This window comes from Sphingomonas sp. PAMC 26605 (assembly GCF_000241485.1).
Lineage (GTDB): Bacteria > Pseudomonadota > Alphaproteobacteria > Sphingomonadales > Sphingomonadaceae > Sphingomonas.
Window position 1 is genome coordinate 1956582 of record NZ_JH584241.1, and the last position, 20306, is coordinate 1976887.

Annotated in this window: 23 protein-coding genes and 1 pseudogene; 11 read left to right on the forward strand and 13 right to left on the reverse strand. The window is 66.3% G+C overall.

Features of this window, described 5'->3' with window-relative positions:
- Window positions 1-187: pseudogene (locus tag RH90_RS23930) on the forward strand (hypothetical protein); the annotation flags it as partial.
- 16 nt (window positions 188-203) lie between these two features.
- Here the strand turns inward: RH90_RS23930 and RH90_RS09095 are convergent.
- Window positions 204-851: a YoaK family protein gene (locus RH90_RS09095; protein ID WP_029625180.1), complete on the reverse strand. Its 648-nt coding sequence runs from the start codon at window positions 849-851 to the stop codon at window positions 204-206.
- 127 nt (window positions 852-978) lie between these two features.
- Here RH90_RS09095 and RH90_RS09100 point away from each other — a divergent pair, with 127 nt between their 5' ends.
- Entirely contained in the window at window positions 979-1269 is a 291-nt protein-coding gene (locus tag RH90_RS09100) for a hypothetical protein (protein WP_010185246.1), read from the forward strand.
- 71 nt (window positions 1270-1340) lie between these two features.
- Window positions 1341-1970, forward strand: a complete 630-nt coding sequence (locus RH90_RS09105; protein WP_010185247.1) for a trimeric intracellular cation channel family protein — start codon at window positions 1341-1343, stop codon at window positions 1968-1970.
- A 5-nt stretch (window positions 1971-1975) separates the two neighbouring features.
- On the opposite strand, the gene RH90_RS09110 is transcribed toward RH90_RS09105, so the two are convergent.
- Together RH90_RS09110 and RH90_RS09115 are read right to left on the reverse strand one after the other, a co-directional pair.
- Window positions 1976-2224 (reverse strand): hypothetical protein, encoded by a 249-nt coding sequence (locus RH90_RS09110; protein WP_010185250.1) that lies wholly within the window; start codon window positions 2222-2224, stop codon window positions 1976-1978.
- Window positions 2225-2237: 13 nt separating this feature from the next.
- Window positions 2238-3215, reverse strand: coding sequence for a hypothetical protein (locus RH90_RS09115; protein ID WP_157134558.1), 978 nt, complete (start codon window positions 3213-3215; stop codon window positions 2238-2240).
- Between the two features lie 36 nt (window positions 3216-3251).
- Between RH90_RS09115 and RH90_RS23395 the strand changes: the two genes are divergently transcribed.
- Window positions 3252-3440, forward strand: coding sequence for a hypothetical protein (locus tag RH90_RS23395; RefSeq protein ID WP_157134559.1), 189 nt, complete (start codon window positions 3252-3254; stop codon window positions 3438-3440).
- 304 nt (window positions 3441-3744) lie between these two features.
- Here the strand turns inward: RH90_RS23395 and RH90_RS22060 are convergent, their stop codons facing one another.
- The gene (locus RH90_RS22060) at window positions 3745-5604 is read right to left on the reverse strand and encodes a tyrosinase family protein (RefSeq protein ID WP_081476909.1); all 1860 of its coding nucleotides are present in this window, start codon (window positions 5602-5604) and stop codon (window positions 3745-3747) included.
- Between the two features lie 365 nt (window positions 5605-5969).
- Between RH90_RS22060 and uvrA the strand changes: the two genes are divergently transcribed.
- Entirely contained in the window at window positions 5970-8855 is a 2886-nt protein-coding gene (uvrA, locus tag RH90_RS09130) for an excinuclease ABC subunit UvrA (RefSeq protein ID WP_010185255.1), read from the forward strand.
- Between the two features lie 566 nt (window positions 8856-9421).
- Window positions 9422-10288, forward strand: coding sequence for a Kiwa anti-phage protein KwaB-like domain-containing protein (locus RH90_RS09140; RefSeq protein WP_010185259.1), 867 nt, complete (start codon window positions 9422-9424; stop codon window positions 10286-10288).
- Window position 10289: 1 nt separating this feature from the next.
- On the opposite strand, the gene RH90_RS09145 is transcribed toward RH90_RS09140, so the two are convergent.
- From RH90_RS09145 to RH90_RS09155, 3 genes are all read right to left on the reverse strand, one after another.
- On the reverse strand, window positions 10290-10610 hold the full coding sequence (locus tag RH90_RS09145) for a hypothetical protein (protein ID WP_010185261.1): 321 nt from the start codon (window positions 10608-10610) through the stop codon (window positions 10290-10292).
- A gap of 76 nt (window positions 10611-10686) precedes the next feature.
- Window positions 10687-10968 (reverse strand): type II toxin-antitoxin system prevent-host-death family antitoxin, encoded by a 282-nt coding sequence (locus tag RH90_RS09150; protein ID WP_029625184.1) that lies wholly within the window; start codon window positions 10966-10968, stop codon window positions 10687-10689.
- A gap of 324 nt (window positions 10969-11292) precedes the next feature.
- A complete protein-coding gene (locus tag RH90_RS09155; RefSeq protein ID WP_010185265.1) occupies window positions 11293-11895 on the reverse strand; it encodes a hypothetical protein in 603 nt (200 codons plus the stop codon).
- A gap of 249 nt (window positions 11896-12144) precedes the next feature.
- On the opposite strand from RH90_RS09155, the gene RH90_RS22065 reads away from it, so the two are divergent.
- The 5 genes from RH90_RS22065 (at window position 12145) to hslU (ending at window position 16020) form a co-directional block, all read left to right on the forward strand.
- Window positions 12145-12918, forward strand: a complete 774-nt coding sequence (locus tag RH90_RS22065) for a hypothetical protein (RefSeq protein WP_157134560.1) — start codon at window positions 12145-12147, stop codon at window positions 12916-12918.
- Between the two features lie 171 nt (window positions 12919-13089).
- A complete protein-coding gene (locus RH90_RS09170) occupies window positions 13090-13524 on the forward strand; it encodes a hypothetical protein (RefSeq protein WP_010185268.1) in 435 nt (144 codons plus the stop codon).
- Window positions 13525-13585: 61 nt separating this feature from the next.
- Window positions 13586-13972: a hypothetical protein gene (locus tag RH90_RS09175; RefSeq protein ID WP_010185270.1), complete on the forward strand. Its 387-nt coding sequence runs from the start codon at window positions 13586-13588 to the stop codon at window positions 13970-13972.
- 70 nt (window positions 13973-14042) lie between these two features.
- Complete coding sequence (gene hslV, locus RH90_RS09180; protein WP_010185271.1) at window positions 14043-14594, forward strand: ATP-dependent protease subunit HslV; 552 nt, start codon at window positions 14043-14045, stop codon at window positions 14592-14594.
- A gap of 130 nt (window positions 14595-14724) precedes the next feature.
- Window positions 14725-16020 (forward strand): ATP-dependent protease ATPase subunit HslU, encoded by a 1296-nt coding sequence (gene hslU / locus RH90_RS09185; RefSeq protein WP_010185272.1) that lies wholly within the window; start codon window positions 14725-14727, stop codon window positions 16018-16020.
- 74 nt (window positions 16021-16094) lie between these two features.
- On the opposite strand, the gene RH90_RS09190 is transcribed toward hslU, so the two are convergent.
- From RH90_RS09190 to wecC, 6 genes are all read right to left on the reverse strand, one after another.
- Entirely contained in the window at window positions 16095-16466 is a 372-nt protein-coding gene (locus RH90_RS09190; RefSeq protein WP_010185274.1) for a hypothetical protein, read from the reverse strand.
- Complete coding sequence (locus tag RH90_RS09195) at window positions 16463-16870, reverse strand: hypothetical protein (RefSeq protein ID WP_010185276.1); 408 nt, start codon at window positions 16868-16870, stop codon at window positions 16463-16465. The genes RH90_RS09190 and RH90_RS09195 overlap by 4 nt, the downstream gene beginning before the upstream one ends.
- 57 nt (window positions 16871-16927) lie before the next feature.
- Window positions 16928-17656, reverse strand: a complete 729-nt coding sequence (gloB, locus tag RH90_RS09200; protein WP_029625186.1) for a hydroxyacylglutathione hydrolase — start codon at window positions 17654-17656, stop codon at window positions 16928-16930.
- Window positions 17656-18072: a VOC family protein gene (locus tag RH90_RS09205; protein ID WP_010185279.1), complete on the reverse strand. Its 417-nt coding sequence runs from the start codon at window positions 18070-18072 to the stop codon at window positions 17656-17658. The genes gloB and RH90_RS09205 overlap by 1 nt, the downstream gene beginning before the upstream one ends.
- Before the next feature lie 99 nt (window positions 18073-18171).
- Window positions 18172-18918 carry a metallophosphoesterase gene (locus RH90_RS09210; protein ID WP_010185280.1) on the reverse strand — a complete coding sequence of 249 codons (747 nt, stop codon included), beginning with the start codon at window positions 18916-18918 and terminating at the stop codon, window positions 18172-18174.
- A 68-nt stretch (window positions 18919-18986) separates the two neighbouring features.
- Window positions 18987-20288 (reverse strand): UDP-N-acetyl-D-mannosamine dehydrogenase, encoded by a 1302-nt coding sequence (wecC, locus tag RH90_RS09215; protein WP_010185281.1) that lies wholly within the window; start codon window positions 20286-20288, stop codon window positions 18987-18989.
- Window positions 20289-20306: the final 18 nt, after the last annotated feature.

A 20306-nucleotide genomic window follows, 5' to 3' on the forward strand; every position in this document is an offset into this window, starting at 1 on the left:
GCGCGAGGGCTATTGCGATCTGGTTGCGGGCGGCGGGAGCCTGTCGGACCGCGACGCCGCGATGCTCAAGGCGACGCATCGCAGCATCCCGGCGCTGCTTTATTATGACGGGCGCAAACGCGTCGAGGCGGTGCTGCGCGCGAATCGCGGATCGGTCGACGCGCTGTTCGCGGCGGCGCGGCCATAGTCCAAGCGGCGCGCCGCTACGCCGTGTCGCGCTGCGTCGCCTGCGCCGCGAGCGTCAGCCCCGCGGCGGCTGCGGCGGCGATCCACAGCGCGCCGCTGCCATAAGCGCCGTAGCAGCGCGCGCCCAGGATCACCCCGCCGCCGAACCCCAGCCACAGCGCCAGATGGCGTGCCCAGTCCCAGCGCGGCCCGTCACCGAGCAGCGCCCCGGCCAGGCCCTGGCCGATCCGCACCAGCGCGCCCGTCATATAAGTCAGCCCGATGCTGACCTCGCCGTCGCGCGTGAACACGCCGTTCTCCGCTCCCATCGCGGTCGCGAGCAGCAGCAGCGGGACGATCGCGGGATGATACGGCGCGAACAGCGCGGCGCCGCCGAGCAGCAGCGTGACGAGCGCCATCACCGCGACGCGCTGCCGCCGCGGCCGCGCGCGCGCGACGACCGTCGCGGCGATCACGCCGCTGAGGAAACTGAGGATCAGCCCGGCGCCGATCCGCGCGTCGCCGCCCGCACCCGTCGCGAGCGACACGCCGAGCCGAGTCGTGTTGCCGCTCATGAACGAGGCGAAGAAACCGCCCATGCTCGAATAGGCCAGCGCATCGACGAAGCCCGCCAGCGCGGTGAGGCAGGCCGCGAAGAGCAGCGTGGTTGTCTGATAGCGGCGCATTGCGGCGACCATGCCCGATGCGGCGCGGCGATGCCAGCGCTGCGCTCGGTCCGCAGGCGGAACGATCGGCGCGAATGGCGGTTCTGTCGGGCGTACCGAAGACGGTATGTGTCAAACAGGGGTTACCATGAAGACGATGACGATCGCGGCGCTGGCGCTGGCGCTGTTCGCACTCCCGCTCGCCGCCTGTGGCGGCAATGGCGACGGCAAGCTCGCCAAGCAGGTCGAGAAGGCCGCCGACAACCGCGCCGACGCAATGGAGGCCAATGCCAAGGACCTCGAGGAGCAGGCCAAGCAGGAACGCAAGACCGGCGACGAGCGCGCCGACGCGATCCGCGCCGCCGACGTCAACGCGGCGGCGATGACGCCCGAGCAGCGCGGCGATGTCGTCGCCAATCAGGCGGCGGCAGTCCGCTGATCGCGCGTGGCGCGCGGCCTTTCGCCGCGCGCCGCATTCCCTCGCCGGCGTTGTGCGGCTAGAGCGCTGCGATGCCCGCGCAATTTCCCTGGCAATTCGGCTCCGTGCTGCCGTGGCTCGATCTGTTCGGGATCGCGGTGTTCGCGATCACCGGCGCGCTCGCCGCGATCCGCCACCGCCAGACGCTCGTTACCGCCACCTTCTTTGCCCTGATCACCGGCGTCGGCGGCGGATCGGTGCGCGATCTGCTGATCGGCGCGCCGGTGTTCTGGGTGCACGACCGGCTCGTCGCGGGAACCTGCCTCGCGGTCGCGGTGCTGGTGTGGACCACGCCCGAGCGCTGGTGGAAGGGCATGGCGCTCGACTGGCTCGATGCGGTGGGCTTGGCCGCCTACGCCGTATTCGGCGCGGCCAAGGCGCTGGCGTTCGGCATCCCGCCGGTGCCCGCTGCGCTGATGGGCGTGGTGACGGCGTGCGTCGGCGGGATCATCCGCGACGTGCTCGCGGGCGAACCGTCGATTTTGATGCGGCCCGAATTGTACGTGACCGCGGCGGCGCTGGCGTCGGGGTCGTACGTCGTGCTGACGACGGCGGGGATAGCGCCCGCGCTTGCCGCTCCGATCGCCGCGGCCTGCGGCTTTGCGTTGCGCGCGGCGGCGATCCGGTGGCGGCTGGCACTGCCGGCGTACGGAGCGCGCTGAGACCCTCAGGGCGTTGCGGCCGATGCCGGTGCGTGGTGCGCCGGCACGGTCATCGGGTCTTTCGTCGCGATGAGAACGAACCACGGCTGATCCGCGACGATCGGCCATAACACCGAGCTTCCGGCCTGCGCCTGAACAAAGGCGGTCGGGCCGATCTGCACCGTCGTATAGCCGTCCAGCTGATATTCGGCCGCCGCGTCGCACACTTCGGCGGCGGTGCGATACCCTTCGACGTGGGTGGTATTGTTCGCCATCACGTGTCTCCGTTCATGGTATTGTCCATGCGTCCACAGCGGCCTGGAATTTCGTCGCGCTCGCGTTGAAATTGCCGCGATACACGCCGCCATCGACCAGATCCTGGCAGGTCGTCTTGATCTTGCACTGCGCGAACAGCGCCACCGGCGTTCCGTCGATCGCCGCTTCGAAGGCGGCTAGCCGCTCGCCGAGATGCTCTTGCGCCGTACTCTTGATCTTGTCGGAGAGCGCGGCCCGCGCCGCCTGCCAACGGATGACCCGTGGGGCGACCACGGAAAACGTCGCCGCGGTCGGCGTGAGGTCGGCCAAGGTCACGGGGTCTCTGAGCAATGAGGCCTTCGCGGCGTCGCCCGTCGCGACCACCGCGGCGCCGCCATTCGTCGCGAGCAACTGCGCCGCGATACCCGTCGAGAAATATTGCGCGACGCCCGCCTGCGCGGTGGATCTGTCCTTCTCCGCCGATGCGGAGAAATTGCCACCGAAGCTCGCCAGGACCGAATAGCTGTCGAGTGCATCGCCGCGGATCGCGACCAACGAACATGGGTGGACGGCATATTTGGCGCCGCTGCCGAGGGTGCCATCGCCGGTTCCGCCGACACCGTCGGTCAAGGTACATGGCGTCAGCCGGTTCGGGTCGTGACCGCTTTCGGCCACATTCGCCACCAGAGGGAGCACCACGGCCTCCTGCCGCGTATAGCCGATCGCCACCTCGGGAACGCTCGTGGCGTTCACGCCGACACGGAGCCCCACCACGGTGTTTGTGCCGAAGATCATCATGTTGCTGTGCCGCGTCATCTGAACACAGGCCCCGCTCAGCACGGGGAGCAGAATTACCGCTGCAAGCTGTGCGTATGGTCGACGATACATGCCTGTTGTCCCCCGAGCGATTGCAACACCCGCGCCGCATTCTCGGCCTGCGCGGGCGAGCGGATCACGACGAGCAACTGGCAGGCGGCCGGGTCCGCGCTGATCCAGTTTCCCGCTTTCCATCCGAGATACGGTCCTCCGTCCCATCCGATCCCCAGCGTGCTCGCATCGATCGCGCTCAGGCGACCGACCTTGTCGGGCAAGACGATGTGCGAAACGCCGACCACCCAGATCGATCTCGCCCCAACGTCCGACGGCCCGGTCGAATCGATCACCGTACATCCCGGAGCCAGAAAGACGATCATCGCAAGCAAACCACAAGAATATTTGCTTGGCATCCCGCCATGATATCATTGATTTATAAGTAGAGAAGCCATTTCAGATTGATATGTCCATATGATTCACCATGCGAAACTATCGGGCGGGGGTCGAAGCGTGTCGCGTCAGGGCGCAGCTTCGCCGCTAAGCCTGCTCGATCCGGCCCGCTATACTGCGGATGAAGCCAGCGGCAGGCCCGATCCGCGTAGGCGTCTTCTCCGCGGTGCGCGCGGAGGCGGTAGGGCAGCGCGGGCCCGCGCCCGCCGTAGCGCTGGCGCGGGGTGCCGCCGATCGGTCCGCTCCGCCCGGAACCGGCGCGGCGGCGGCAAGCCCGTCAGCGCTGTTCGATCCGCGCCGCGCTGAAGCGGACGTTGGCGCGCGGGCTGAGCTGCTCGGTCGCGCGCGCGACCGTCGCGCCGCTCACCCCGGTCGATGGTTCGAGCACCAGCGCGGTCGCACCCGTGCCGAGCGTGGCGAGCGCTTCGGTCGCATCGAACGCAGCCTCGTTGGCGGGCGCCGCCATCGCCATCCCGTCATGCTCCATATGCGGCGCCGACTGGTTGAAGAAGTTGATCACCCCCAGCAACACGCGCTTGCCCGCATTGTCCTGCAGATAGACTTCGTACAGCACCTGCGGCGGCTCGTCATAGCGCAGCCCGTCGATCACCAGCCGCGAGCGCGGCGTCGCGCCGCCCTGCTCGGGCAGCGCGCTCAGCATCAGCGTCCGCGTCTGCGGCGCGATCGTCAGCGGGACGACGGTCGTACCGCGCTTGAGCTCGGTCGGCCCGAGCAGCGGGATCGTGCGCAACGGCGCCTCCTGTTCGGCGATCGCGCCGAGCACCGCCTTGGCGGTCACCGGACAGCCGCCGCCCGCGGCATAATGATAGCCGAGCTGCGCGACCGTCAGCATGTCGGCGACCTTGCGCTGCACCAGCGCGCCGGTGCCGTCGATGAAGCTGAAGATCGTATTGAGCTGTGCGGAATTGTTGGGCAACCGCGTCGACGGGCTCACCCGCAGCCAGCATTCGTAAAGCCGATCGATATTGGTGTGATGCGCGTAGAAGATCGGGTCGTTCCCCGCCGCGGGAACCGCGCCCATATAGCCGGTCGGGCAGTTGGCGACGCCGACCGCGCAATGCACCGCGCCGTGCGGCGTCCCCTCGAGCGCGCTGTTGAACGGCGAATAGCTCGTCTGCGCCATCGCGTTCGACGTCGAGACGACCGCCGGGGTCAGGCTCCCCCCGGCGTTGAGCGCCGCCTGACGGTTGGGGATGTAGAGCGGGTTGGCGACGGTCTGGCCGCTCGCATTGACATAGGTCTGGTCGCGATACGCCGGCGGGATCTGCGCATGGCTTTCGTAATCCCAGAAGGGCAGCCGCAGATTGGGGTCACCCGCCGCCGCCTGGAGCACCTTCTCGAAATAATAGAGGTACATGCGGTGCCACGTCAGGAACTGGATCGTGCCGTGCTGGCAGGTGCACCAGGTCGCCATTTCGTCGGCATTGGTCTTTGCCTGGGCCGAGAGCCCGCTCATGCCGGCGGCGCTCAGTCCGGACACCGGTGCGCAGCCGGTGCCGAAATAGGAATGCATGTTCGCCCAATAGATCCAGCTGCGGCGGAAATTGGCGCTGCCGCGCGGTGCGCTGTTCCATGCCTTCATCTGCGCGACGCCGCGGCGCAGGCTCGCGAGTTGCGCCGGCGTCAGGCTGAGCACCGCGGGGCGCTCGCTCGCCACCAGCGTCGGCGTGATGCGCGTGCTCTGGAACTTGTTCCCCGCCGGCGCGCCCGCCGGGTACAGGTCGAAGGTCAGCGTGCTGCCGGCCTGGCTCTGGAACGAGAATTGCCCACTGCCCGCGCCGTTCGCATCGGTGCGTACCACGCCGAGGCCGTTGTGGCACTTCCAGTAGAAATTGTACGCGGTGTCGGGCGAGCCGTGGGCGATCGTCACCGCCGCGTTGGTCGCGCCGGCGGCGGTCTGGGTGATCGCCACGGTGCCGCCGACGCGCGCCGGGTCCGACGCCGAGACGGTGGTGTTGCCGCAATCCGAGAAATCCTGCCGGACGAGCGCGCCAGATCCCTGCAGCTCGCCCGATTGTGTCTGCGCCTGCGCGGGCGTGGCGAGTGCGATGAGCATCAGGATCGATCCGCCCGATCCACCGAGGATCGGCGCACGCATGCGTTTACCAAAGGACATTGCTGCTCCCCTGCGATGATGTGGAACGCGCTACATCTCAACCGGCGTCGGATCGGCACGCGATCGACGCGACAGGCGATGGTACGATCGCGGTACGCGGAGGATTCATAGCGCATTTTCGGTGTTCCGTCGCGGCAATTCCGATCCCGAACGCCGCACCGATTACGCAATTTACGGAACCCGCTCGCCTATCGCGGCGTATCCTCCGGCGTGACGACAGGGAAACCGGGGGGCAGGGGGCCGTGCGGGCGACGCGATGACCGTCGCGACCTTGCCGCGGCGCGTTTGCCGCCCCATCTCGCCCGCATCGCGCCGCTAGCACCGGTCGCTTGCACCATCCGAACAAATCTGGAACAAACCGCCTCATGCTGACTCATATTTCGGTGCGCGGCGCGCGCGAGCACAATCTCAAGGACGTCTCGGTCGATATCCCGCGCGATACGCTGACGGTCATCACCGGCCTGTCGGGCAGCGGCAAGTCGAGCCTCGCGTTCGACACGATCTACGCGGAAGGGCAGCGGCGCTACGTCGAGTCGTTGTCGGCCTACGCCCGCCAGTTCCTCGAGCTGATGCAGAAGCCCGACGTCGACCATATCGAGGGCCTCAGCCCGGCGATCTCGATCGAGCAGAAGACCACCAGCCGCAATCCGCGCTCGACCGTCGCGACCGTCACCGAGATCTACGATTACATGCGCCTGCTCTGGGCGCGCGTCGGCATCCCCTACTCGCCCGCGACCGGCGAGCCGATCGCCGCGCAGACCGTCAGCCAGATGGTCGACCGCGTGATGGCGCTGCCCGAGGGCACGCGGCTCTATCTGCTCGCCCCCGTCGTGCGCGGGCGCAAGGGCGAGTATAAGAAGGAACTGCTCGAGTGGCAGAAGGCCGGCTTCACGCGCGTCCGCATCGACGGCGAGATCCACGAGATCGACGAAGCCCCCGCGATCGACAAGAAGTACAAGCATGACCTCGAAGTCGTGGTCGACCGCCTCGTCATCGGCCCCGACATCGCGACGCGCCTGGCGGAAAGCTTCGAAGCCGCGCTGAAACTCGCCGACGGGCTCGCTTATGTCGACCCGGCCGACCCGGTCGAGCCGCACACCCCGAAGAACGAAGTGCTCGGCGACAACGCGCCCCCCGGCCGGATCGTGTTCTCGGAAAAGTTCGCCTGCCCGGTCTCGGGCTTCACCATCGCCGAGATCGAGCCGCGGCTCTTCTCGTTCAACGCGCCGCAGGGCGCGTGCCCGGCGTGCGACGGCCTCGGCGAAAAGATGCTGTTCGACGAGGAGCTCGTCGTCCCCAACCACGCGCTCAGCATCAAGAAGGGCGCGGTCGTGCCCTGGGCCAAGTCCAACCCGCCGTCGCCTTACTATATGCAGGTGCTCGGCAGCCTCGCGCGCGAGTATAAGTTCGAGCTCGACACGCCGTGGGAGGACCTGCCCGAGACCGCCCGCGACACGATCCTCTACGGCACCAAGGGCAAGGCGGTCACGCTGACCTTCATCGACGGCAAGAAGTCGTACGACGTCAAGAAGCCGTTCGAGGGCGTGATTGGCAACCTCAACCGCCGCATGCTCTCGACCGAGAGCGCGTGGATGCGCGAGGAGCTCAGCAAATACCAGTCCTCCGCCGCGTGCGAAGTCTGCAAGGGCGCGCGCCTCAAGCCCGAGGCGCTCGCGGTCAAGATCGGCATGCGCGACATCTCCAGCGTCACGCGCCTGTCGGTGGTCGACGCGCTCGCCTGGTTCGAGCAGGTCCCGAGCCAGCTCGGCGACCAGCAGAATGCGATCGCCGAGCGCATCCTCAAGGAAATCCTCGAGCGGATCGGCTTCCTCAACAATGTCGGGCTCGATTACCTCAACCTAGACCGCACCTCGGGCACGCTGTCCGGCGGCGAGTCCCAGCGCATCCGCCTCGCGTCGCAGATCGGCAGCGGCCTGTCGGGCGTGCTCTACGTGCTCGACGAGCCCTCGATCGGCCTGCACCAGCGCGACAACGACATGCTGCTCAAGACGCTCCGCCGGCTCCGCGATCTCGGCAACACCGTGCTCGTCGTCGAGCATGACGAGGACGCGATCCGCACCGCCGACTATGTCATCGACATGGGGCCGGGCGCCGGCGTCCACGGCGGCCACATCGTCGCGCAAGGGACCTTCGAGGAAGTGCTCGCCAACGAGAACAGCATCACTGCCGACTATCTCTCGGGCCGCCGCGAAGTCGCCGTCCCCAAGACCCGCCGCAAGGGCAACGGCAAGAAGATCACCGTCCACAACGCCACCGCCAACAACCTGAAAGGGGTCACCGCGAGCCTCCCGCTCGGCACCTTCACCTGCATCACCGGCGTCTCGGGGTCGGGCAAGTCGAGCTTCACGATCGACACGCTGTTCGCCGCCGCCTCGCGCACGCTCAACGGCGCGCGCATCGTCCAGGGCAAGCACGACAAGATCACCGGCCTGCAATATCTCGACAAGGTCATCGACATCGACCAGTCGCCGATCGGCCGCACCCCGCGCTCGAACCCGGCGACCTATACCGGCAGCTTCACCCAGATCCGCGACTGGTTCGCCGGCCTCCCCGAAAGCTTAGCCCGCGGCTACAAGCCCGGGCGCTTCAGCTTCAACGTCAAGGGCGGCCGCTGCGAGGCGTGCCAGGGCGACGGGCTGCTCAAGATCGAGATGCACTTCCTCCCCGACGTCTATGTGACGTGCGACGTCTGCCACGGCGAGCGCTACAATCGCGAGACGCTCGAGGTGAAGTTCAAGGGCAAGAGCATCGCCGACGTGCTCGACATGACGGTCGAGGATGCGGTCGAATTCTTCAAGGCGGTCCCGCCGATCCGCGACAAGATGGCGATGTTGCAGGAAGTGGGCCTGGGCTATGTCAAGGTCGGCCAGCAGGCGACGACGCTGTCGGGCGGCGAGGCGCAGCGCGTCAAGCTCGCCAAGGAACTGTCGCGCCGCGCCACCGGGCAGACGCTGTATATTCTGGACGAGCCGACGACGGGGCTGCATTTCGAGGACGTGCGCAAGCTGCTCGAAGTGCTCCACCAGCTGGTCGAGCAGGGGAATACGGTGGTGGTGATCGAGCACAACCTCGACGTCATCAAGACGGCGGATTGGGTGCTCGACCTTGGGCCCGAGGGCGGCGTGAAGGGCGGCGAGATCGTCGCGCAGGGGACGCCTGAGGTGGTGGCGAAGGCGAAGGGGTCGTTTACTGGGAAGTATTTGGCGCCTTTGCTCAGAGCCAAAAAATAGTACACGTTGGTACCGGTTAAGATTCTCAAATCGAGGTCGTTAAAATGCTAAGCTGGTTGGGCCGGTTTATTCTCGCAACGACCGCGCTCGCCCCAATAAGCCTGGCCTACGCTTGGGCGGCGTGCCTGCAAGAAAAGTGGCTCGTGGCTTGGTTGCTGGTAGCTTCGGCCCCTGTACTGCTCGCGCTGTGCTTTCACCTTTTTGAACTCGGCTATCAAGAAATACGAGAGGACCGACATTACCCCGGTAGCTGCCGAAGCTGCGGACCGAGAAAGCGTGGGCCTGATCGTGCTATACCTTATTCCTCTGTTTACGTATAAGTTTACCGATCTCCAGTGGGAGGTGATTGTACCTTGTATGGTAGTGCTAGGCGTAATCGTTTCGACAGGATACAATTTTTACTTCAGTCCGCTGCTCGGAATTTTAGGGTGGCACTCCTATAAAATTACTGACAAAGTCGGCATATCGTATGTTATCATAACAAAACGTCAGTTAAGGTCCGCAATCCAAAAATTTGAAGTCGTCCAGCTTACAGAGTACCTTCTGCTTGACACGAAAGGGAAGTAATGCCGCTCAATCTTTTTGCCATATGTGGGAATCCTGGCGTAACCACGGTAAAAAGGGTGGCCGTTTCGGCGGACGTCCAGCAAGAACTGGATCCATATTTCGACGTTCTCGAAGATCTTTTTCGCCGGGATGTCGTGGAAGAGATTGAGTTTGACGGTCGGTGGAAACCGGACGCCGACCAAGCGATGGTGGTCGATGCTACGGCGGAAGCTCAGTCGATTTTTCAGCAGGTCGGGGCAGAGGCGCTGGCAGTTGAGCAAATGCCAGCAGCAAACTTTGAGAATGAGGCAATACGTGCCTTAGCTGTTAAAAAAGGGGAGGGCGATCAGCAACGCGTCCTTCTGCAAGCATTTAGCAGCCAACAACGACTTTCAAGAAAATTCGCTCTTACATTGCACGGTGATACTTTTAATAGGCTGACCGCGTCGAGCTTTGCTATTGATACGCAGATCCACGCGATCATAGAAGGTGGGCAGGTGAAATTTAAATCGTTCAATATGGCGAAGAGAATTTTGAATCTTGCTGATCTTTATTCCGAGGCAACAAATAAAGATATCGAAGAAATTTGCGATCTGCCCAACGTTTCTGCTGACCTCGATAAGATAATCGAGGTTGCAAATCCTACTTTGCGAAAGTTGATGTCGGCCGTAAAAAAATCGAACGTATTAAGCGATAATACGGCTGATCAAATACGGCAAAAAGCAATGGGGGTTACCCTTGATATTGTAATCGAAGAGGGGAAAGTAAAGCTTCCTGATACCAGAAAGGAACTAAGAACGTTGTTCTCATTTCTTGACCATGGAATTTATATGTCTCCCGTTAGCAATGTCCGCTTTATTACAAATTCCAGGCGGGCCCTCCCGTAGGTTACTCGGTTCGTCCCACGATCCGCATTCCGCGCCCAGTCCAAGCTCCGACACCTGCCCGAACCCGTAAGAACAGCCAATCCGGGATCGCGCCATAAAAGGGCGAGCCGTCGTCCAGCACGCGCACGTCCGGACCCGGCCAGCGAAAGCTGTTGACCTCGCGCGTCACGATCCAACTGCGTGCGCGGTCAAGGCCCAGGTCGCGCTTGACCAAGGCGGGCAGTTCGATCGCATCTTCGGCGCGCTCGGGCGGGGCGTGCGTCACCGGCGCGACAATCACGCGCATTCGGTCGCCCGTCTCCTGCGTCGCCAGCACGACCACGCTCGGGCGATCCTTCAGTCCTTCTTCTTGCCCCGCGTCAGCCTCGCGCGCCCAAAAATAGGCATAGGAGAGGACGTCACCCGGCTGCGGGATCGGCCAGCCGCCGCCCTGCTTCGCGTGAGCGCTCGCCGGGTTCGGCGTTCCGGATGGCGTCGAGCGTTTCGTCATCCAGATCCTCCACCCGGATCGCTTCGCGATCGCGCCGTTTCAGCCGCTCATATTCCTCGAGCGAAAGCATCACTACGTCGGTCGCGCCGTGGCGGGTGATCCCGATCGGGCGCTGCATCGCCTCGTCCAGGTAGAAGCCGAGGCGGCTGGGGACGTCGCTGGCGGATACGGCAATCATGGGCTTTGACATGGCGCGGACTCGGTCGATGACGGGGACGATAGTACACCGAATTTCGCTGTCAGCCTATAAGCGAGGTGCGGTTTCAGCCCTCCTGCCTCCACGACGACCGGGTACTCCGCTCTGGCGAGCGGCATACGGTCGGCAGGAGGGCCTACTTCCCGGTAGTCGTGTCCCGGGGAGGCGAAAAATACGCTCGGTGGGCGGGGCGAGGCAAGGGCCCGGGCCGTAGGAAGCGCCGCGGCAAAGCCGCGCCGTCGGTCGGCGCTGTAGCGCCGCCGGCCGAGCCGCGCTTGAGCGCTCGTCTTTAGCTTCGCTAAAGCCTCGGCCGCGCGCCTATACAAACGGCTCCACCGCCCCGCTCACCAGCAACAACCCGCAAACCCCCGCCAGCATCGCCACATTCGCCCGCCGCCCGCGCACCAGCAGCAGCGCGACCAACAGCCCCAGCACCCCGAACCCGCTCAGCAGATACACCAGCACGAGCCATCCATTCCCCACCGCCTCCGCCACCTCGGGCAGCGGGTGCACCGCGTCGAGCGCCATCTCCCCGAACCAGCTCGCCACATTGGCGGCGAGCAGCCCGCCGATCACCAGCCGGTTCTGCTTGTCGTACCATTCGTCGAAATCGGGCCAGTCCTCGGGCCGGTCGGGAAAGATCAGCGTCGCCGCCAGATAATAGACGCCGACCATCGCCAGCACGCCGATCAGCGTGACGTAATTCGCGCCGATCTGCGCGCGCGCATCGAAGGCGAGCAGCCAGAAGCCCGTCAGATCGAGCATCACCACCAGCCCGAGCAACGGCGTCAGCCAGCCGACCCGCACCGGCCGCGCGCCGCGCTTCAGTTTCAGCACGCGCGAAAAGCCGCCGAGCACTTCGGCCAGCGCAAGCCCCAGCAGCAGGCCGAACATCGCGAACACCAGTTCGAACGGACTCATCGTGATTTCCCCCCGGATATCAGGGGGAAGGCTAGCGGGGCGGGCGGGGGGCGTCGAGTCCTCGGGCGGGGCGGGGGGCGTAGCGCCGCGGCAAAGCCGCGTCGTCGGACGCGGCTGATGGCCGCGCCGGCCGAGCCCCGCCCCGGGGGGCTCGATTTTTCTTCGAAAAATCTTGCGGGCGGGGCTGTCCTACACGCCTTTGTTCGGTATATATTCCTGTCCCTCTACACCGATGGAGAGGACCGACTCATGCCATCCGACCCGACGCAGCCCATCCCGGGCGCTCCGCTGGCGCCCGCCGCCGCACCGCTCACCCGCGCCGCGCCGCCAGTGGCGCTTACCCGAGGCTTGCCGCCCGCGGCGCTCACCCCCGCCGTGCCGGCCCCAGCGTCCACCCCCGCCGCGCACCCGCCCGACCCAGCCGCGACCGAGGCCCGCATCGAGGCCACCATGGCGCGCATCAAGCTGCTCCAGCGCGCCGCCGCGGCGCGCGAACGCCGCGCGCAGACGTCCTCCGCCCGTGCGCCCAAGCACGGTCTCGTCTACCGCGATGTCTCGGCGACCGGCTGGACCGCCGACAAGCAGCGTGCGTTCCTCTCGCATCTCGCGATCCATGGCTGCGTCAGCCACGCCGCGGCGCATGTCGGCCTGTCGAAACAGTCGGCCTATGCACTGCGCCATCGCGGCGGGCGCACGATGTTCGCGCTCGCCTGGGACGTCGCGGTGCGGATGGCGCGCAAGGCGCTGCTCGACGAGGCGCTCGAGCGCGCCTTTGCCGGGCGGACGCTGCCAATCTGGTATCGCGGCGAGCAGATCGGCGAGCGCATCGTCCACAACGACCGGCTGATGATGCAATTGCTCGCGCACACGCTCGAACCGCTCGCCTCGGCGCATGACGAGGCGACGCTGACGCAATTCTGGCCGCAGCTGCTCGCGCAGATCGACGCCGAGCTCCCGCCCGACGATGCCGCCCTCGACGATCCCGATCAGGGCGAAAACGGAAACGATGGCAAAGCACAATGACAGCTCCGGGGGTCAATCGAGTCAAGTGCGCACGGTTCGTCGCAAGCGGGGCGGGCGCATCCCGCCGCCTGCGGCCGTGCCGTGGTGCTGCGGGCGGGAGGCGGGGGGCGCCTGCGGGCAACCTTATCGCCGCCCAAGCATTCCGCCAGGATACGATGACAGGAGGATCCCATGCGCGCACTGACGCTCGGCCTGCTCGCCGCGACGACGCTCGTCGCCGGCTGCGACGATTATGGCGACGGCTATGGCGGCGGACCGCGCCGCGGCTATGGCGGCGGCTATGCGCAATACGATTACGATCGCCCCGATCCGGCGTATAACGGCTACGATGCCTCGCGCTATTATCGCGACGACCGCCGCCGCTACAGCGAGCGCCGGCTGAGCTCCAACGACCGCGTCTATCGCGGCAGCGACGGGCGCTATTATTGCCGCCACAGCGACGGCACGACCGGGCTCGTCGTCGGCGGGATCGCCGGCGGCGCGCTCGGCGCGGCGATCGCGCCGGGCGGCTCGGGCGTGCTCGGCGCGCTGCTCGGCGCGGCCGGCGGCGCGCTCGCCGGCCAGGCGATCGACAAGGACGGCACGCGCGACGCGCGCTGCCGCTGATCTTCCCCCGGGCACACGGCGGATGTCGCCGCGCGCCCTTCACCCTGAGACGAGATTGACCATGGCCAAGACCCCCAAGACCAAACCCGCCGCGAAGCGCGCGTCTGCCCCCACATCGGCCGCCACCGCGCCCGCGATCAGCCGCAATGCCGCCTGGTCGATCGGCGCCGTCGTCGTCGCGGCGGGCGCCGGGCTCGCCGCGTTCCTGACGCGCGGGCGGATCGCGAGCGCGCTCGCCAAGGCGTCGGGCACTGCCGAGGGGCATGTGCCGACCGACCTGCTCGACCCGCATCGCAACGCCGATGACCGCGCGGTCGCCGATTTCCGCCCCGACATGGATGCGGTGATGACCGCCGCCGAGCGCGAGGCGCTGCGTCCGCCGGTCGGCAAGCCCTCGATCACCGCATCGAACGGCTCGATGAACGCGATGACCGCGCCCGCCAACTGAGCGTGGGGCGCGTCAGCCTTGCGTGCGGGGCGGATTGAAGCGTCGGGCGGGGCCACCCATATCCCCGCCCATGAGCGAGAACAAAGTTGTGTGGCACGGCACCACGATCCTGTCCGTGCGCAAGAATGGTCGCGTCATCGTCGCCGGCGATGGCCAGGTGACGCAGGGCCAGACGGTGATGAAACCCAATGCGAAGAAGGTGCGCCGCCTCGGCGACGGCTCGGTGATCGGCGGCTTCGCCGGCGCGACCGCCGACGCCTTCACGCTGTTCGAGCGGCTCGAGCGCAAGCTCGAACAGCATCACGGGCAGCTGCTGCGCAGCGCGGTCGAGCTCGCCAAGGACTGGCGGACCGACAAATATCTGCGCAACCTCGAGGCGATGATGATCGTCGCCGACAAGGACGTGACGCTGATCCTGACCGGCAATGGCGACGTGCTCGAGCCCGAGGCAGGGATCGCGGCGATCGGATCGGGCGGGAATTTCGCGCTCGCCGCGGCGCGCGCGCTGGTCGATTACGAGAGCGATGCCGAGACGATCGCGCGCAAGGCGATGGGCATCGCGGGCGAACTGTGCGTCTATACCAACGACCGGCTGACCGTCGAAGGCCTTGACGCGAGCTGATATCGCTAAGCCCCTCCCCTTCAGGGGAGGGGTTGGGGTGGGGACGTGTGAAGCGCACCACCCCGTTCGATCACCCAGTACTGCCCCACCCCAACCCCTCCCCTAAAAGGGAGGGGCTTGAGAGAAGAAAATGAACCAGGACCTCACCCCGAAAGCCATTGTCGCCGCGCTCGACGCGCACATCATCGGCCAGGCCGACGCCAAGCGCGCGGTCGCGGTCGCGATGCGCAATCGCTGGCGCCGCCAGCAACTCGCGCCCGATCTGCGCGACGAGGTCAGCCCCAAGAACATCCTGATGATCGGGCCGACCGGTTGCGGCAAGACCGAGATCAGCCGCCGTCTGGCCAAGCTCGCCGATGCGCCGTTCATCAAGGTCGAGGCGACCAAGTTCACCGAAGTCGGCTATGTCGGCCGCGACGTCGAACAGATCGCGCGCGATCTGGTCGAGGAAGCGATCCGGCTCGAGAAGGAGCGCCGGCGCGGGGCGGTCAAGGACAAGGCCGAGGAGGCCGCGATGGCACGGCTGCTCGACGCGCTGACCGGCAAGGGCGCGAGCGAGGCGACGCGCGAAGCCTTTCGGCAACGACTCCACGACGGCCATCTGCGCGACACCGAGATCGAGATCGAACTCGAGGCGGCCCCCGCGATGCCGTTCGAGATGCCCGGCGGCGGCGCCCAGATGATCAACCTGTCCGAGATGATGGGCAAGGCGTTCGGCGGCGGCCAGCTCAAGCGCCGCAAGCTGAGCGTCCCCGCGGCGTGGGACAAGCTCGTCGAGGAAGAGGCCGACAAGCGCCTCGACCAGGACGAACTCAGCCGCGCGGCGATCGCCGATGCCGAGGCGAACGGAATCGTCTTCCTCGACGAGATCGACAAGATCGCGGTGAGCGACGTGCGCGGCGGTTCGGTCAGCCGCGAGGGCGTCCAGCGCGATCTGCTGCCGCTGATCGAGGGAACGACGGTCGCGACCAAATACGGGCCGATGAAGACCGACCATGTGCTGTTCATCGCGAGCGGCGCGTTCCACGTCGCCAAGCCGTCCGACCTGCTCCCCGAATTGCAGGGGCGCCTGCCGATCCGCGTCGAATTGAAGGCGCTGACCGAGGACGATTTCGTCGCGATCCTCTCCGACACCAAGGCGTCGCTGACGCAGCAATATGTCGCGCTGATCGCGACCGAGGGCGTCGGGGTCGAGTTCACCGCCGATGGCATCCGCGCGGTCGCGCGGATCGCGGCCGAGGTGAATGGCGAGATCGAGAATATCGGCGCGCGGCGCTTGCAGACGGTGATGGAGAAGCTGCTCGAGGACGTCAGCTTCAACGCCGAGGATCGCGCTGGCGAGACGGTGGTGGTCGATGCCGGCTATGTCGAGACGCATCTCGCGAGCATTGCGCGCAATACCGATCTCAGCCGCTTCGTGCTGTAGCGGGGCGGGGAGGGGGCGGTGCGCTTCCTTGCCCATCCGCCGATGCGCCACTGCCTCGGATAGGGTGCGATCGCCTAGCGCGGCTTGTCCCACGGCACGAAATTCCCCAGCCGGCAGCGCGGGCCGGGGATACTGCCGCCGGTGCGCTCGAGCGTGTAGAATTGATCGTTGCGACACAATTGCCCGCCGAACACCTCTGTCACGACGATCGCATCGTCGTCGAGCCCGGAGCAGGCCTCGGGCAGATCGTTGCGCCAGACGCGGCCGCCGTCGCGGTACAGCAGCACGCGATCACCAATGATCTGCGGCGTGCCGACGCGACTGGGTGAAACGCACATCTCGGGCTTGCCCGGCGTCCGTCCGGCGAGCGCCTTGGCCAGTGTCTTGGCATCGTCCGTGGCGGTTGCCGTACCGAGCGCGGCGATCAACAGCAACCCGCGGATCATGGTTTGCGATACGGGATGAAGTCGCCGAAGCTGCAGCTGCCGCTCGGGCTGCGCGAGACGAGATCGGCGGTCCGCACGATATCGCCGCGGCAGAGCTGGCTGCCATAGGTCTTGGTGATGATCGTGTCGCCGCGTCGCAGCCCGAAGCAGCCGCCGCCGGTATCGTTGACCATCACGTCGTTGCGGCCGTTCTTGTAGAGGATCTTGTCGCCGACGCGCGTCGTGTCACGGTAGCGGAACGTGTCGATGCAGCTTTGCGGCTTGCCCGGCACGAGGCCGGCGAGCTGCTTGTCGAGCTCGACCTGATCGCGTGCCGCCTCGCGCGCGCGATAATCCTTGGTGTCGGCCGACAGCGCGGCGGTCGCCCCGACCAGAGCGACGAGCGGAAGAATGAAGCGGAACATGCGATCGGTCCTTTTCAAAACGGCACGCCCCCCAACGGTCGTATACGCCAGATACGGCTAGAATGCATCCTTCGCCGCACGACGCTCCGCCAAGTGTTCGGCCGACGCTGCGCGTAGAAACGGGTTGGTCGCCAGTTCGAGCGCGATCGTCGTCGGTACGGTCGGCTCGCCGGCCGCGCGCTGCGCATCGACCGTCAGCATCCGCTCGCGGACCGCGCTATTGGCGGGCTCGGCGGTGGCGGCGTATCGACCGTTCGACTGCGTATATTCGTGCGCGCAATAAACCATCGTTTCCGGTGGCAATGCGGCGAGCCGCTGCATATTACCGTACATCTGCGCGGCATCGCCTTCGAACAGGCGACCGCAGCCCATCGCGAACAGCGTGTCGCCACTGAACAGCGCAGCGTCCTCGGCCATATGGAAGACGATATGTCCCGCGGTATGCCCCGGCGTCTCGATCACCCGCGCGATGTGGTCCCCGATGCGCACCGTATCGCCTTCGCGCAGGCCGGTATCAAGCGTCGGAATCTTGCCAGCTTCGGCGGCAGGGCCGCTGACCACTGCGCCGCGCGCCTTGATCGCGGCGTTGCCGCCGGTGTGATCGGGGTGCCAGTGCGTGTTCCAGATCTGCCCGATCGTCCAGCCGCGCGCCTCGACTTCGGCGAGCACAGGCTCCGCCTCGCTCGGGTCAATCACGACGGTCTCTTCGGACACGGGATCGTGGATCAGCCAGACGTAATTATTGCTGAGTGCGGGAATGCGGACGATCTCGAGCGCACCGGCCATCACCATTCGCCGGTATTGGGCATCGACGCCCAGGGCTCGGCCGGTGCAAGCGCGGGGCCTTCCTGAAGCAGTTCGATCGAGATGTTGTCGGGGGTGCGGACGAACGCCATGTTGCCGTCGCGCGGCGGGCGGTTGATCGTCACGCCGCCGTCCATCAGGCGCTGGCAGGTCTCGTAGACATTTTCGACACGGTAGGCGAGGTGCCCGAAATTGCGCCCGCCGGTATAGGGTTCGGGGTCCCAATTGTGCGTCAGCTCGACCTGTGCGTCGTGGTCGCCGGGCGCGGCGAGGAAGATCAGCGTGAAACGACCTTTCTCGCTGTCCATCCGGCGCACTTCCTCGAGCCCGAGCAGCTTGAAGAAGGCGATCGTCGCATCGGGGTCGGTCACGCGGATCATCGTGTGAAGGTATTTCATCGGCGCGCTCCATTGGCTTTGTGCCGAGATAGGAGGGCGGGGCGAGGCATGCCACCCTCGGGCGCGATGAAAAGCGCCTCGGCTCGACCGAAAGGCGGGTTACGATCCTGTCGTGAAATAGCGGCGGTCGGTTCCCTCGATGCATAGGGCGGTCAGCACGTTGCTGGCATAGGCGCCGGTGTCGATCCCGATCCGGTTGGGGCGCTCGTCGGGGCGATCGACGATCGTATGGCCGTGGATCACGAACAGCGGATGGACGACCTCGCTTTCGAGAAAATCCTCGCGGATCCAGCGCAGGTCGCCCGTGCGCTGATGCTCGAGCGCGATCCCGGGGCGGATGCCGGCATGGACGAAGAGATAGTCGCCGAAGCGGAAGCTGTCCGCAAATCCGTCGATAAAGGCGAGATCGTCGCGCGGGATTGCGGCGCGGATCGCGGCGGCGGCGCTGGCGGGATCGAGCCCGGCGATGCGCGCCGGGTCGATGCCGTAGCTCGCGATGCATTCGGTACCGCCGAACTTCAGCCAATCGCGCAGCCGCTTGGGTTCCGCGCCGAGCGCGCGCACCAGCATCTCCTCGTGATTGCCCATCAGGAAGACGGGATGGAGCGTCGGATCGTCCAGCCCGCGCAGCCGCTGCACGACGCCCCGCGACTCCGGCCCGCGATCGATCACGTCGCCGAGCAAGACGAGAAAATCGCGCGAGCCGGGCCGTCGCTGGCGATCGTCCGCGATCTGCGTGAGCAGCGCGTCGAGCAGATCGAGCCGGCCGTGCACGTCGCCGATCGCATAGGCGCGCGACCCGGGCGGTCCACTCGGCGCCGCCGTCTGCGGGAGGGGGCTAGTCATCGGTAATCGGGACACCTTTCATCGCGCGCCGACCCTAGCAAACGCCTCGGGCGATCGCCACGCGGGGCTCAGCTCGCCAGACGCAACGGCGCGCCGCGCGCGGGCGCGCGCGGCTGGTCGGGCCAGATCCCGCGCGTGTCATAGACGTGCTTGTCGGCGCGCTCGTCGAGTGGGACCGATTTGAAGACGTCGTGATCGACCAGCACGATCATGATCCCGCACGTCTCGATCGCGCTGTCCACGTCGATAAGCGTCGCGCCGCTGCCGTCGAAGCTTGCCGGAAGCGCGTCGGTATACGGCTCGACGACGTGCAGCCGATCGCCGAACCGCGCCGCCAGCGCGAGCGCGACCTTCAACGCCGGGCTTTCGCGAAAATCGTCGATATTGGCCTTGAAGGCGAGCCCGAGGCACGCGACCCGCTCGCCCGGATTGGCCGCGACGAGCGCTTCGGCGCGCTCGACGACGTAATCGATCTTGGCGTCGTTGACTTCGCGCGCGGTGCGGATCAGCGGCGTGTTGGCGGGGTCGGCATGGACCAAGAACCACGGGTCGACCGCGATGCAATGCCCGCCGACGCCGGGGCCGGGCGACAGGATATTGACGCGGGGGTGGCGGTTGGCGAGGCGGATCACCTCCCACACATCGACGTCCATCGTGTCGGCGACGCGGCTGAGTTCGTTGGCAAACGCGATGTTGACGTCGCGGAATGCGTTTTCGGTGAGCTTGGTCATCTCCGCCGCCCGGCTCGTCGTGGTGACGCACGCGCCGCGCACGAAGCGCCGGTAGAATTGCAGTGCTTTCCGCGCACAGCGTGGTGTAATCCCCCCGATCACGCGGTCATTGTCGATCAGTTCGACCAGGATCCGGCCGGGCAGGACGCGCTCGGGGCAATAGGCGATCGCCACGTCGGGGCTGTCGCCATTGCTCTTTCCCGGAACCTTGAGGTCGGGGCGGAGCTCAGCCAGCAGATCACGCACTTGCTCGGTCGTGCCGACCGGCGAGGTCGATTCGAGCACCACCACGTCGCCGGCTTTCAGCACCATCGCGATCGTCTTGGCGGCGTCGAGGACATAGCCGATATCGGGGGCATGATCGTCGGCGAACGGCGTCGGCACCGCGATGACGAACACGTCGGCGGGCTCGATCTGCGTCGCGGCGCGCAAAGCGCCGCGCGCGACGACGCCCGAGACGAGGCCGTCGAGATCGACCTCCTCGATATGCACCTTGCCCGAATTGACCGTCTCGACGACATGCGCCGAGACGTCGATGCCGAGCACGCTCGCGCCGGTGCGCGCGATGACAGCAGCGGTCGGGAGGCCGATATAGCCAAGGCCAATGACAACGACCTTCAGGTCTGCGTGCGACATCATCGATCCGGCACCTTTACT

Bases quoted from the DNA above. Each gene is read 5' to 3' on its own strand.
- RH90_RS09110 (WP_010185250.1), bottom strand. From the start codon at position 2,224: ATGGCGAACAATACCACCCACGTCGAAGGGTATCGCACCGCCGCCGAA.
- RH90_RS09195 (WP_010185276.1), bottom strand. From the start codon at position 16,870: ATGTTCCGCTTCATTCTTCCGCTCGTCGCTCTGGTCGGGGCGACCGCC.
- hslV (WP_010185271.1), top strand. From the start codon at position 14,043: ATGAGCGAGAACAAAGTTGTGTGGCACGGCACCACGATCCTGTCCGTG.
- hslU (WP_010185272.1), top strand. From the start codon at position 14,725: ATGAACCAGGACCTCACCCCGAAAGCCATTGTCGCCGCGCTCGACGCG.
- RH90_RS09170 (WP_010185268.1), top strand. From the start codon at position 13,090: ATGCGCGCACTGACGCTCGGCCTGCTCGCCGCGACGACGCTCGTCGCC.
- RH90_RS09210 (WP_010185280.1), bottom strand. From the start codon at position 18,918: ATGACTAGCCCCCTCCCGCAGACGGCGGCGCCGAGTGGACCGCCCGGG.
- RH90_RS09175 (WP_010185270.1), top strand. From the start codon at position 13,586: ATGGCCAAGACCCCCAAGACCAAACCCGCCGCGAAGCGCGCGTCTGCC.
- RH90_RS09105 (WP_010185247.1), top strand. From the start codon at position 1,341: ATGCCCGCGCAATTTCCCTGGCAATTCGGCTCCGTGCTGCCGTGGCTC.
- RH90_RS09100 (WP_010185246.1), top strand. From the start codon at position 979: ATGAAGACGATGACGATCGCGGCGCTGGCGCTGGCGCTGTTCGCACTC.
- RH90_RS09150 (WP_029625184.1), bottom strand. From the start codon at position 10,968: ATGTCAAAGCCCATGATTGCCGTATCCGCCAGCGACGTCCCCAGCCGC.
- RH90_RS22060 (WP_081476909.1), bottom strand. From the start codon at position 5,604: ATGTCCTTTGGTAAACGCATGCGTGCGCCGATCCTCGGTGGATCGGGC.
- gloB (WP_029625186.1), bottom strand. From the start codon at position 17,656: ATGGCCGGTGCGCTCGAGATCGTCCGCATTCCCGCACTCAGCAATAAT.
- RH90_RS09205 (WP_010185279.1), bottom strand. From the start codon at position 18,072: ATGAAATACCTTCACACGATGATCCGCGTGACCGACCCCGATGCGACG.
- wecC (WP_010185281.1), bottom strand. From the start codon at position 20,288: ATGATGTCGCACGCAGACCTGAAGGTCGTTGTCATTGGCCTTGGCTAT.
- RH90_RS22065 (WP_157134560.1), top strand. From the start codon at position 12,145: ATGCCATCCGACCCGACGCAGCCCATCCCGGGCGCTCCGCTGGCGCCC.
- RH90_RS09155 (WP_010185265.1), bottom strand. From the start codon at position 11,895: ATGAGTCCGTTCGAACTGGTGTTCGCGATGTTCGGCCTGCTGCTGGGG.
- RH90_RS09115 (WP_157134558.1), bottom strand. From the start codon at position 3,215: ATGGAAAGCGGGAAACTGGATCAGCGCGGACCCGGCCGCCTGCCAGTT.
- uvrA (WP_010185255.1), top strand. From the start codon at position 5,970: ATGCTGACTCATATTTCGGTGCGCGGCGCGCGCGAGCACAATCTCAAG.
- RH90_RS09140 (WP_010185259.1), top strand. From the start codon at position 9,422: ATGCCGCTCAATCTTTTTGCCATATGTGGGAATCCTGGCGTAACCACG.
- RH90_RS09095 (WP_029625180.1), bottom strand. From the start codon at position 851: ATGCGCCGCTATCAGACAACCACGCTGCTCTTCGCGGCCTGCCTCACC.
- RH90_RS09190 (WP_010185274.1), bottom strand. From the start codon at position 16,466: ATGATCCGCGGGTTGCTGTTGATCGCCGCGCTCGGTACGGCAACCGCC.